Origin of the sequence: Paracoccus sp. SCN 68-21 (assembly GCF_001724535.1) — a bacterium.
Taxonomy (GTDB): Bacteria; Pseudomonadota; Alphaproteobacteria; order Rhodobacterales; family Rhodobacteraceae; genus Paracoccus; species Paracoccus hibiscisoli.
The window spans coordinates 146,905-158,402 of record NZ_MEES01000064.1; the positions used below are offsets into that span (position 1 = coordinate 146,905).

An 11,498-nucleotide genomic window follows, 5' to 3' on the forward strand; every position below is an offset into this window, starting at 1 on the left:
TATGGAAGACCATTGGACCCGGCTTGTATACCGGGATTCTGTTCATGCGGGCCATAAAGGACCTTGATGCCGGATGAGGGATGTCGATCTGGGCTGGCAGCGCGTCTTTGTCGAGGTCGCCCGCAGCGGCACCCTGTCCGAGGCCGCGCGGCGCCTGAACCTGACCCAGCCCGCCGTCAGCTATCAGATCCGCCGGGCCGAGGATCAGTTCGGCACGCCCCTGCTGCACCGCCTGCCGCGCGGCGTCATCCCGACCGAGACGGGGGCGCGGCTGCTGCAGATCCTGTCCGACAGCGTCGCCCAGATCGACCAGCTGGCCGCGCATACGCGCAAGGCCCGCGCGCCGACGGTGCTGCGCCTGCATACCGATTTCGCGCTGTCGGCGCTGTGGCTGATTCCGCGCATCCACGGGTTCCGCGCCTCCCATCCCGAATACGACCTGCAGATCATCGCGTCGCAGCATACCGACCTGGCGCAGTTACAGGACGGCGATCTGGCGGCGGTGTTCGGGACGGCGGCGGCCCTGCCGCCGGATACGCCGCTGCTGCTGCCGGAACGTGTGGTGGCGGTTTGCGCGCCGGGGCTGGCGGGGGCGTCGCTGGCGCGGGGTGACCTGATCCATCTGGACAGCACTGCCACCGCGCCCTGGTTCGACTGGCCCGGCTATCTGGCGGCGATCGGGGTCACCCGCGACATGGGCGGCGACGGGGGCGGGCATCTGCGCTGCAACACCTATTCGCTGGTGATCGAGGCCGCGCTGGCCGGGCAGGGCATCGCGCTTGGCTGGCGGGGGCTGGTCGATCCGCTGCTGGCCGGGGGGCGGCTGATCGAGGCCGGGCCGCACATCGCCGCCCCCGATCGCGGCTATTTCCTGACGGGCGCCCCGGCGGGGGGACCGGGGCAGGACCGGTTGAAGGCGTGGCTGATGGCGCAGCGCGCCCCGTCAGGCGCGCCCGTCTGAGCCGCGCTGCGCCTCGCCCAGGTCCGCGGGGGCGAATTCGCTGAGGCTGGGGCGCTTGCCGATGGTGATGTGGTCGATTTCTTCGGCGGCGAAACCGCGGATCAGGGCGGGGATCATCATCGACACCAGCAGGAAAATGGGCAGGCCGACCACGGTGATCACCTCCTGCAGGGCGGTCAGCCCGGCCTCTCCGGCCAGCAGGATCAGGGTGGCGGCGATGGCGCCCTCGGCCAGGCCCCAGAAGACGCGCTGGCGCACGGGGCCTGGTTTGGCGGTGCCGCTGCACAGCATGTCCACCACCAGCGACGCCGAATCCGACGAGGTCGCAAAGAAGATCGCGACGATCAGCACCGCCAGCCCCTGGATCAGCGGCGCCCAGGGCAGTTCGGCAAAGAAGGCGAACATCGCCAGCGGCACCGATTCGGACACCGCCGCGCTGATCGCCCCCGCCTGATCGCCCATGGCGGCGCGGGCGGCCAGGCCCAGCCCGTCCATCTGCATCGCCTGCCAGCCAAAGATCGCGAACCAGATCACCGTGAACAGCGACGGCGCCAGCAGCACGCCGAACACGAATTCCCGCACCGTCCGCCCGCGAGAGATGCGCGCCACGAACAGCCCGATGAAGGGCGACCAGGTCACCGTCCAGGCCCAGTAGAACACCGTCCAGTCGCCCTGCCAGCCCCAATCGCCGGTGTTCATCCCCTCGCCATGCAGCATGTCGTTCCAGAACGCCAGGCGCGGCAGGTTGGACAGATAGAGGCCCACCGTCTCGACCATGCCGCGCAGCAGGAACAGCGTTGATCCGGTGATCAGCACAAAGACCATCAGCCCGACCGCCATGCCGATATTGATGTTCGACAGCAGCTTGACCCCCCGGTCCAGCCCCGCCACGATCGAGATGGTCGCGACGATGGTCAGGCTGCCCAGGATGGCCAGGCGCAGCGCGGTGTCGTCGGTCCAGCCGAACAGCGCCGACAGGCCCGCCGCCACCTGCGACGACCCCAGCCCAAGCGACACCGCCACCCCGAACAGCGTTCCCAGGATCGAGACGATGTCGATGGTCTTGCCGATGGGGCCGTGGATCCCCTCGCGCAGCAGCGGGTAGAACACCGAGCTGACCCGCACCGGCAGGTCATAGCGGTTGATGAAATAGGCGAAGGCCAGCCCCGGCAGCGCAAAGATCGTCCAGGTGTGCAGCGCCAAATGGTAAAGCGAGATCGAGATCGCGTCCTGCGCCGCCTGCAGGGTGAAGGGCTCGACCCCCGGCAAAGGCGGGGATTGGTAATGGCTGATCGGTTCGGCCACGCCCCAGAACATCAGCACCGTCCCGATGCCGCCCGCGAACAGCATCGTGAACCAGGACAGGTTGGTGTATTCCGGCCGGGAGTTGCGTGGCCCAAGGCGGATATGGCCGTGGCGCGACATGGCGGCATAGATCAGAAAGCCCAGCCAGACATTCACCGCCAGGATGAAGAACCAGCCCAGATTGGTCACGATCCAGGCACGCCCTGCGGAAAACGCCCCCCCGATGGTTTCCGGCATCGCCACCAGCAAAACGACAAAGACCAGGCTGAGCCCCGCCGATATGAAGAAGATCGTCGGATCGACCCTCAGCCCCAACCGCCGCGCCAGATTGTCCATGCCCTGTCCCCGTTTCGTGCACTGTTCCGGGGCAAAGACATCAGGGACGCGGATCGTTCCACCCAAAGGTGCAGGAAAGCGGCCCTTACCCCTTGCGGGCAGGGCTGTCGGGCAGGGGGGTGGCGATGGTGCGGTCGCTCAGCGCGGCCTCCAGCGGGTCGGCGACGGCGGCGACGGCCAGGCGGATGTATTCGGCGCAGACCGCCTCCTCCGACAGGGGGCCCTTGGGGTCGAACCAGACCGGCACGCCCGACAGCATCGCCAGCAGCCCATAGGCCGCCACGCGCGGATCGGCGCGGCGCATCACCCCCGCCGCCATGCCGTCGCGGATGATGGCGATCAGCGCATGTTCATAGCGGCGGCGCAGGTCGGTGACGCGCGCCAGGTTCGCAGGCTCAAGGCTGCGCAGTTCGGAGTAGCAGATGAAGACCTCGCGCGGGCGGCGCATGTGATAGGTCAGGTGGAATCGAAGAAAGGTCAGGAACCGCGCAAAGGGCGGCGCATCGGCAGGGACCGCGCGGTCCAGGCAGGAAAGCAGCTCCTCCATGTGGCGGCAGATCAGGTCGACCAGCACCTCCTGCTTGTTGGCGTAATGGCCATAGAGGGTGCTTTGCCCGATGCCGGCCTCGGCGGCCAGCAGGCGCAGGCCCATCCCTTCATAGCCGCGCTGATAGATCAGCTGTAGCCCGGCCGCGCGGATCTGCGACAAGGTGTCCTGGCGGCTGCGCCCCTCCTCGGCCCGGCTGCCTGTTTTCCGATCAATCGTTCGCAAAACGACCGCCTCTCCCTCATATAATGGCCATTATTGACAGGATCGGGGACGCTGTCTAGCATCCGACGAACGAGTGATCGGCGCGAGGAGGCGCTGACAGTCAGAGGAGGCATAGGTTTTGGGGAGTGAGCCTGCCTTGCAGGGGCGTGCGATGACGCCGGAGGGTCTGTCCGGCTTTCGCTGGCAGGTGCCCGCGCGGCTGAACATGGGCGTCTCGGTCTGCGACCACTGGTGCGACCGCGACCCCGCGCGCACAGCCATTCTGGAGATCGACGAGGACGGTCGGGCCCTTGAGCACAGCTATCGCGATCTGGGCCGCCAGGCGGCGCGGCTGTCGCATGCGCTGATGGCCATGGGCGGGCTGGAGGCAGGTGCGCCCGGACCCCGCATCGGCGTCATGCTGAAGCAATCGGTGGAGGCCGCGACCGCCCATGTCGCCGCCTGGCGCATGGGCTGCGTGTCGCTGCCCCTGTCCACGCTGTTCGGCCCCGAGGCGCTGCGCCATCGTCTGCGCGATTCCGGCGCGGCGGCGCTGATCACCGATGCGCCCAGCCTGGACGTACTGGCGCAGATCGTGGGCGACTTGCCCGATCTGCGGCTGGTGCTGTGCAAGGGTCTGCCCGAGGGCGCGGCGGAGCGGTTTCCGGGGCTGGTGCTGGAGGATTACGACCGCGCGCTGGACGGGCGGCCCGACGCGTTCGACGCCGCCGATACGGGGCCGGACGATCCGGCGGTGCTGATCTATACCTCGGGGACCACCGGCAACCCCAAAGGCGCGCTGCATGGCCACCGCGTGCTGCTGGGCCATCTGCCGGGGGTTGAGGTCAGCCACAACCTGCTGCCGCAGCCCGGTGACCGGCTGTGGACGCCCGCCGATTGGGCCTGGATCGGCGGGCTGCTGGACGTGCTGATGCCGGGGCTGTTCCACGGAGTCACGGTCGTCGCCTGCCGGTTCCGCAAGTTCACCGCCCGCGCAGCCCTGGACCTGATGCGCGACCACGCCATCCGCAACGCCTTTCTGCCGCCCACCGCGCTGAAGCTGATGCGGCTGGAGCCGGATGCCGAACGGTGGGGCCTGCAGATGCGCTCGGTCGCCAGCGGCGGAGAGCCCTTGGGCGCGGAGCTGCTGGCCTGGGGCCGGCGGGTGTTCGGGACGACCATCAACGAATTCTATGGCCAGACGGAATGCAACATGACCGTCTCGGCCTGCTGCGCGCTGGAGGAGCCGATGCCCGGCGCGATGGGGCGGGCGGCGCCGGGCCATCATGTCGCGGTGATCGACCGCGAGACGGGCACGGTCCTGCCACCCCTGACCGAGGGAGAGATCGCCGTGCTGGCCCCCGATCCGGTGATGTTCCTGGAATACTGGAACAACCCCGCCGCCACGGCGGCGAAATTCGTGGACGGCCCCGAAGGGCGCTGGCTGCTGACCGGCGACCGGGGCATGGCCCATGCGGATGGGCGGCTGTCCTTTGTGGGGCGCGACGATGACGTGATCTCATCCGCGGGCTATCGCATCGGCCCGGCCGAGATCGAGGATTGCCTGCTGCAGCACCCCGCCGTCCATCTGGCGGGCGTGGTGGGCCAGCCAGATCCGCTGCGCGGCCATGTCGTCGCGGCCTTCGTCACCTTGGCCCAGGGGCACGCCCCCGGCCCGGCCCTGGCCGAGGATATCGCCGCGCATGTCCGCGACCGGCTGGCCGCCTATGAATATCCGCGCGCGGTGCATTTCATCGATACCATGCCGATGACCACCACCGGCAAGATCATCCGCGCCGAGCTGCGCCGGATGGCATCCGACATCGCCGTCCGGGCGCATGCCCATGCCTGACCGCGCATGCGCCGGGCAGGGCGGCCAGCCCCAACGACATCTGGCAGGATGCCCCCCATCCTGCGCCCTGAGAGGAGGGAGACCCAAGTGCCGCTGATACGCGTGATCGATGGCCTGAACGAGATCGTGGGCCGCATCCTGTCGGTCGTGGCCCTGCTGTTTGCGGGCATCATCATCTATGATGTCTTCATGCGTTATGCCTTGGGTCAGCCGACCCGATGGGCCTTCGATGTGACCAAGCAGCTTTACGGATTCTATTTCGTGATGCTGGGCGGCTATGCGCTGCGCCATCAGGCGCATGTGCGGGTCGACCTGCTGACCGCGCAGATGCGCCCCACGCTGCGCCGGTGGGTCGAGCTGGCGGGCTATGCCATCTTCTTCTTTCCCTTTGCCTGGGTGTTTACGCGCCGCAGCTGGGATTTCGCGATGACCTCCTGGCGTCAGGGAGAGCTGACCTATGGCGCGGTCCAGCTGCCGGTCTATCCGCTGAAGATGGCGATGTTCGTGGCTGCCTGCCTGCTGCTGATCCAAGGCGTCTCCGAGGCGCTGAAACTGGTCCTTGACCGCCCCAACCAGCCGGAGCGCCACGATGTCGGGTGAAACGATCGCACTGATCATGTCGGGCCTGCTGCTGCTGGGCCTGTTCATGGGGCATCCGCTGGCCTTCGTGCTGGGCGGCACCGCCGTTCTGGGCGCGCTGATCGCGGGCAAGCCGATGGTGCTGGGCATCGTCATCAACCGCATCTTTGGCGATGTGCTGGACAACTATGTCCTGATCGCCATTCCGCTGTTCGTGCTGATGGCGCGGTTCCTGTCCGACAGCGGCGTCACCGACCGCATGTTCGAGGCGCTGCGCCACCTGATGAGCCGCGTGACCGGCGGGCTGGGTCTCGCGGTGGTGTTCATCTCGATCCTGTTGGCGGCGACGACGGGGATCATCGGCGCGTCGATCACGGTGATGGGCATGATGGCCCTGCGCCCGATGCTGCAATACGGATACGACAAGCGGCTGGCGACCGGGCTGATCGGGGCGTCGGGCTGTCTGGGCATCCTGATCCCGCCGTCGATCATGCTGATCCTGATGGCGTCCTATGCGCCGGGCCTGTCGGTGGGGCAGCTGTTCGCGGGCGCGATGGTGCCGGGCCTGCTGCTGGGGGTGATGTATGCGCTGTATGTCGTCTTCATCGCCTGGCTGAAGCCCGATTGGGCGCCCAGGATCGCCGAGGCCGACCAGATCAGCCGCGGCGCCATGTGGAAGATGCTTATCATCGAGGCCGTGCCGCCGCTGATCCTGATCCTGGGCATCCTGGGGTCGCTGCTGGCGGGCATCGCCACCGCGACCGAGGCCAGCGCCATCGGCGCGGTCCTGGCCCTGCTGATCGTCATCATGCGCGGGCGGTTCCAGTGGCGGACCTTCTATTCCGCGCTGCTGGAGACGGGCCGCACCAGCGCGATGATCCTGTTCATCGTGGTCGGCGCCACGGCCTTTACCGGCGTGTTCAACATCACCGGGGGCCTGCGCGCCAGCCAGGACCTGATCCGCGGTCTGGCCGACGACCCCTATACGCTGATCGCGGTGATGCTGCTGGTGGTGTTCATCCTGGGGATGTTCCTGGATTGGACCGGCATCGTGCTGCTGTCATTCCCGATTTTCCTGCCGCTGGTCGCGGAGATGGGGATCGACCCCTTGTGGTTCGTGATCCTGATGGCCGTCGTGCTGCAGACCAGCTTTCTGACGCCACCCTTCGGCTATGCGCTGTTCTACATGCGCGCCATCGCCCCGCCCGACGTGTCGATTTCCGACATCATCGTGGGCGTGCTGCCCTTCATCGTGATGATCCTGATGATGTGCGCGGCGATGATCCTGTTCCCTGCTTTGGTCACCTGGCTGCCCCTGGCGCTGTATGGCTGACCGACCCGCTTTTTTTCACGAGGAGGAGACCCCATGAAGCATCTGATGACCACGGCCGCCCTGGCGATGGCCGCCACCACCCCCGCCCTGTCCGAGACCTGGACCATGACCTCGACCTGGCCCTCCAGCCTGGAGCTGATCGAGATCGACCGCCACTGGGTCGATCTGGTCAACAAGCTGGTCGATGACGACACGCTGACCATCGAATTCTATGACGGCGGCAGCCTGGTCCCCGCCGGAGAGGTGTTCGGCGCGGTCGAAACGGGCACCATTCAGGCGGGCGCCGACTGGCCCGGATATTGGGCAGGCCGCAACAGCGCCTTCTCGCCGCTGTCGACCACGGCCAGCCTGTTCAACGCGGTCGATTACGTGAACTGGATCCAGGAATGGGGCGGGGCGGATCTGTATAACGAGATCTATGGCCAGTTCGGCATGGTCTATCTGCCCTATGGCGTGACCAACAACGAATCCGGCTTCCGCACCGTCAGCCAGCCGATCCGCACGCTGGACGACCTGCAGGGCCTGCGTCTGCGCCTGTCGGGCCTTGAGCAGGGCAAGCTGCTGGAGAAGCTGGGCGGCAACCAGGTCAGCATGGCCGGCGGAGAGATCTATCAGTCGCTGGAGCGGGGCGTGATCGACGGGGCCGAATTCTCGACCCCGAACGTCGATTTCTCGGGTGGCTTCCAGCAGGTGACGCAATACTGGTCCACGCCGGGCTGGCACCAGTCGTCGTCGGTCTTTGGCGTGATGATCAACAAGGGGTCCTGGGACGCGCTGGACGAGGAAACCCAGGAGCGGCTGAAGATCGCCGCCGACGCCACCATGCTGTGGTCGCTGTCCTTCACCGAACGCCGCGCGACCGAGGCCTATGCCCAGTTCCAGGAGGCCGGGACCGAGATCACCCGCCTGGATGACGAGGCGCTGGAGCGTGTGCAGCAGCTGGCCAACGAGACCATCACCGAAGTCGCCTGCGAGAACCCGATGTCGGCCAAGGTCTATGCCAGCCAGCTGACCTATCTGCAGGAATACTCGACCTGGCGCGACGCCTCGGCGCCGTTCAACCTGGGCCGCACGCCGAACGGTCCCGACCTGGCCGCCATCCAGGCTTGCGCCGAGTGATCTGACGGGGCATCCGGGACACCCCGGGTGCCCCACCCTTCCGGACCGTCACGGGGGCCCGGTGGACAGAGGGACATGAGATGACGACCGATCAGGCACAGGCGCTGCTGCGCGCGATGTTCGACGCGGCGGTTGCGGCCGCGGACCCGGCCCGCGTGCTGGCCGACCATCTGCCGCCCCGGCCCAAGGGGCGCTGCATCGTGGTGGGCGCGGGCAAATCCGCCGCCGCCATGGCCGCCGCGCTGGAGGCCGCCTGGCCCGATGTCGACCTGTCGGGCGTCGTCGTCACGCGGCACGGCCACAGCGTTCCTACGCAACGCATCACCGTCCGCGAGGCGTCCCACCCCACCCCCGACGCCGCATCCGAGGCCGCCGCGCGCGAGATCCTGGAGGTCGCGCGCGGGGCGGGGCCGGACGACCTGGTGCTGGCGCTGATCTCGGGCGGGGGGTCGGCGCTGATGGTCGCGCCCCGCGCGCCGCTGACCCTGGTGGACAAGATCGCAGTCAACCGGCTGCTGTTGCGGTCGGGCCTGACCATCGAGGACATGAACCGCATCCGCCGCCGCCTGTCCGACATCAAGGGCGGCGGTTTGGCGCGCGCGGCGCATCCGGCGCGTCTGGTGACGCTGGCCATCTCGGACGTGCCAGGCGACGATCCGGGGGCCATCGCGTCGGGGCCCACGGTGCCCGACCCCTCGGCGGGGGACGACCTGTCGGCGCTGGCCGCACGGCTTGGGCCGGACCTGCCGCAGGCGGCGCGCGATCTGCTGACCGCGCCCCCGGTGCCTGCCGACGGGTTCGACACCGATTACCGTCTGATCGCCACGCCGCAGATGTCGCTGGAGGCCGCCGCCCGCGTGGCCCGCGACGTGGGCGTGACCCCCGTCCTTCTGGGCGACGCGCTGGAGGGCGAGGCGCGCGAGCTGGGCACCGTCATGGCGGGCATCGCCCGCGCGGTGGCGGCCCACGGCACCCCCGCGCCGGCCCCCGCCGTGCTGCTGTCGGGCGGAGAGACGACCGTGACCATCGGCACCGCCACGCCGGGCCGGGGCGGGCGCAACACCGCCTTTCTGCTGTCGCTGGCCCTGGGTCTGCGCGGCCATCCCGGCATCCACGCGCTGGCGGGCGACACCGACGGCATCGACGGGACCGAGGATGCGGCAGGCGCCCTGATAGGCCCCGACACGCTGGCGCGCGCGCGTGCGGCCGGGCTGGACCCGCGCGCGGTGCTGGACGGTCACGACAGCTATGCGCTGTTCGACGCGACGGACACGCTGATCCGCACCGGGCCGACGCTGACGAATGTCAACGATTTCCGCGCCGTGCTGATCACCTAGGGCTGCGGGGGTTCTGCCGTCTGGCGTGGCAAAGCGGTGGAAAATGCTGCGCGAACCCGGGCACAGTCGGTCCTGAACGATGAGGCATATTCGATGACAGACCCCGGCAGCCGCCTTCTGGACAGCTTTTCCCTCGCGCCGCGTCCGATCACCCCCGACGACATCCCCCAGCTGCACGAGCTGTCGGTCGCCGTCGGCTGGATGCACCGGGCCGAGGATTGGGCCGTGGCCCTGCGCTTGGGCGAGGGGATCTTTCTGGCCGATGAGATCGGGCGCCCCTTCGGGTCGGCCATGTGGTTCCCGGTGTCGGACGATCTGGCGATGCTGGGCATGGTCATCACCACGCCGCGCCTGCAGGAACGGGGCGCGGGGCGGTGGATGATGGAACAGATCATGGCGCGCACCGGCGGGCGCGATCTGGCGCTGAACGCGACTCGGGCGGCGTTCCGGCTGTATCTGTCGCTTGGGTTTCAGCCGGGGCTGACGGTCTGGCAGCATCAGGGGATCGTGACCGCCGTGCCGGACGCCGCGCCGCGCGTGCGCGCCATGCGCCCGGATGACCGCGACGCGATCCACGCGCTGGACACGCGCGCCTATACGACCCACCGCCGCGCCGCGCTGGACCTGTTCCTGGAGCAATCGGAGGGCAGCGTGATCGAGGAGGGCGGCCAGATCACCGGCTATGCCCTGTGTCGCCGGTTCGGGCGGGGCCATGTGGTGGGGCCGATCGTGGCCGCGACCCCGCGCGATGCCGCCGCCCTGACCGTGCCGCATCTGGCCGCCCATCAGGGCCGCTATCTGCGCATCGACACGCGCGAGACCGCGGGGCCGTTCGTCGATCTGCTGAACGCCAGCGGGCTGACCGCGCGCGATACGGTGACCACAATGACGCTTGGCCGCCCGCGCCCGGTCGATCCGGGGGCGCATGTCTTTGCGCTGGCGATCCAGGCGATCGGCTAGAACTCCGAGACCTTGCCCCAGCTGCCGCCTGCAAAGCGGTCGGGGTGATATTCCCTGGGGTCCAGTGCTGGCCGCGTGCCGGTGACCATGTCGGCGATCATTTCGCCTGCGCCGGGGCCGATGCCGAAGCCGTGGCCGCTGAACCCCGCCGCCAGCACCAGACCGGGCACGCGCGTCTCTCCGATGGCGGGGACGCCGTCGGGGGTGCTGTCGATATAGCCCGCCCATGTCGCCTGCACGCGCGCGCCCGCCATGGCGGGGATCAGCTCTTCGGCGCGGGCGCGGATGCGACGCAGGGCGCGCGGGTCGTGGGCGGGGCCGCGTCTCGTGGCCCGCGCGCCAGCCCTGCGCGCCGCCGGGCCGCAGGATGCGCCAGCGTTTGGCGAACATCGGCAGGAAATGGCGCGCATGGGCGATCTGCTGGGGCGTCGGATCGACCCGCGCCGCCCCCGATATGGCCAGCGCATAGCCCCCGTCGCCGCGCCGCGTGACCGACACGCGCCCCGTGTGCAGCGCATCCGGCCCCGCGATGCCGGGCGCGACCGACAGGATCGACGACCGGACCGAGGCCTGCGGAAACGCCACCCCCAGCTGATGACAGAAGGACGAGGCCCAGGCCCCGCCCGCCATGACCACGGTGGTTGTGGCGATCGTGCCATGTTCGGTGACCACGCCCGACACGCGCCCGCCCGACAGCTCCAGCCCGCGGGCGGCGCACATCTGATGCACGGTGCCGCCCGCCGCCATGATGCCGCGCGCGATGACCGGACAGGCGCGCGCCGGGTCCGCCACCCCGTCATCGGGAGAGAACACGCCCCCGCGCCACGCGCGCCCGGTGGCCTGGCCGTGTTCGGTGGCCTGGGCGCTGGCGATGTTGCGCAAATCAGCCCCGAGCATGACTGCCCCCTTTCCCGCCATTCTTCAGCGGACGGCTTCGATCTCGGCCCTGCCAAGGGCCGAGAAGC

Annotated in this window: 11 protein-coding genes and 1 pseudogene; 8 read left to right on the forward strand and 4 right to left on the reverse strand. The window is 69.0% G+C overall.

Annotation, left to right across the window (positions count from 1 at the left end; all coding sequences use genetic code 11):
• Nucleotides 1-73 precede the first annotated feature (73 nt).
• Complete coding sequence (locus ABS73_RS14045; protein ID WP_277018308.1) at nucleotides 74-961, forward strand: LysR family transcriptional regulator; 888 nt, start codon at nucleotides 74-76, stop codon at nucleotides 959-961.
• Here ABS73_RS14045 and ABS73_RS14050 read toward each other — a convergent pair.
• The gene (locus ABS73_RS14050; protein ID WP_277018307.1) at nucleotides 944-2,602 is read right to left on the reverse strand and encodes a BCCT family transporter; all 1,659 of its coding nucleotides are present in this window, start codon (nucleotides 2,600-2,602) and stop codon (nucleotides 944-946) included. The genes ABS73_RS14045 and ABS73_RS14050 overlap by 18 nt on opposite strands.
• Before the next feature lie 85 nt (nucleotides 2,603-2,687).
• Complete coding sequence (locus ABS73_RS14055) at nucleotides 2,688-3,311, reverse strand: TetR/AcrR family transcriptional regulator (RefSeq protein WP_286693527.1); 624 nt, start codon at nucleotides 3,309-3,311, stop codon at nucleotides 2,688-2,690.
• Between the two features lie 214 nt (nucleotides 3,312-3,525).
• Between ABS73_RS14055 and ABS73_RS14060 the strand changes: the two genes are divergently transcribed.
• The 6 genes from ABS73_RS14060 (at nucleotide 3,526) to ABS73_RS14085 (ending at nucleotide 10,533) form a co-directional block, all read left to right on the forward strand.
• A complete protein-coding gene (locus tag ABS73_RS14060; RefSeq protein WP_277018303.1) occupies nucleotides 3,526-5,205 on the forward strand; it encodes an AMP-binding protein in 1,680 nt (559 codons plus the stop codon).
• Nucleotides 5,206-5,292: 87 nt separating this feature from the next.
• Complete coding sequence (locus tag ABS73_RS14065) at nucleotides 5,293-5,805, forward strand: TRAP transporter small permease subunit (RefSeq protein WP_277018301.1); 513 nt, start codon at nucleotides 5,293-5,295, stop codon at nucleotides 5,803-5,805.
• Nucleotides 5,795-7,117 carry a TRAP transporter large permease gene (locus ABS73_RS14070; RefSeq protein WP_277018300.1) on the forward strand — a complete coding sequence of 441 codons (1,323 nt, stop codon included), beginning with the start codon at nucleotides 5,795-5,797 and terminating at the stop codon, nucleotides 7,115-7,117. Before ABS73_RS14065 ends, ABS73_RS14070 begins: the two co-directional genes overlap by 11 nt.
• Before the next feature lie 33 nt (nucleotides 7,118-7,150).
• Entirely contained in the window at nucleotides 7,151-8,236 is a 1,086-nt protein-coding gene (dctP, locus tag ABS73_RS14075; protein ID WP_277018298.1) for a TRAP transporter substrate-binding protein DctP, read from the forward strand.
• Nucleotides 8,237-8,316: 80 nt separating this feature from the next.
• A complete protein-coding gene (locus ABS73_RS14080) occupies nucleotides 8,317-9,573 on the forward strand; it encodes a glycerate kinase type-2 family protein (protein ID WP_277018296.1) in 1,257 nt (418 codons plus the stop codon).
• A gap of 93 nt (nucleotides 9,574-9,666) precedes the next feature.
• A complete protein-coding gene (locus ABS73_RS14085; protein ID WP_277018294.1) occupies nucleotides 9,667-10,533 on the forward strand; it encodes a GNAT family N-acetyltransferase in 867 nt (288 codons plus the stop codon).
• Here the strand turns inward: ABS73_RS14085 and ABS73_RS14090 are convergent.
• A complete protein-coding gene (locus ABS73_RS14090) occupies nucleotides 10,530-10,943 on the reverse strand; it encodes an NAD(P)/FAD-dependent oxidoreductase (RefSeq protein ID WP_286693528.1) in 414 nt (137 codons plus the stop codon). The genes ABS73_RS14085 and ABS73_RS14090 overlap by 4 nt on opposite strands.
• A gap of 49 nt (nucleotides 10,944-10,992) precedes the next feature.
• Nucleotides 10,993-11,346, reverse strand: a pseudogene (locus ABS73_RS14095) (NAD(P)/FAD-dependent oxidoreductase); the annotation flags it as partial.
• On the opposite strand from ABS73_RS14095, the gene ABS73_RS14100 reads away from it, so the two are divergent.
• A partial coding sequence (locus tag ABS73_RS14100; protein ID WP_286693529.1) for a hypothetical protein occupies nucleotides 11,279-11,498 on the forward strand: 220 nt, incomplete at its 3' end. The pseudogene ABS73_RS14095 and the gene ABS73_RS14100 sit on opposite strands and share 68 nt — an antisense overlap.

Bases quoted from the DNA above. Each gene is read 5' to 3' on its own strand.
- ABS73_RS14045 (WP_277018308.1), top strand. From the start codon at position 74: ATGAGGGATGTCGATCTGGGCTGGCAGCGCGTCTTTGTCGAGGTCGCC.
- ABS73_RS14050 (WP_277018307.1), bottom strand. From the start codon at position 2,602: ATGGACAATCTGGCGCGGCGGTTGGGGCTGAGGGTCGATCCGACGATC.
- ABS73_RS14060 (WP_277018303.1), top strand. From the start codon at position 3,526: ATGACGCCGGAGGGTCTGTCCGGCTTTCGCTGGCAGGTGCCCGCGCGG.
- ABS73_RS14070 (WP_277018300.1), top strand. From the start codon at position 5,795: ATGTCGGGTGAAACGATCGCACTGATCATGTCGGGCCTGCTGCTGCTG.
- dctP (WP_277018298.1), top strand. From the start codon at position 7,151: ATGAAGCATCTGATGACCACGGCCGCCCTGGCGATGGCCGCCACCACC.
- ABS73_RS14080 (WP_277018296.1), top strand. From the start codon at position 8,317: ATGACGACCGATCAGGCACAGGCGCTGCTGCGCGCGATGTTCGACGCG.
- ABS73_RS14085 (WP_277018294.1), top strand. From the start codon at position 9,667: ATGACAGACCCCGGCAGCCGCCTTCTGGACAGCTTTTCCCTCGCGCCG.
- ABS73_RS14090 (WP_286693528.1), bottom strand. From the start codon at position 10,943: ATGCGCGCCATTTCCTGCCGATGTTCGCCAAACGCTGGCGCATCCTGC.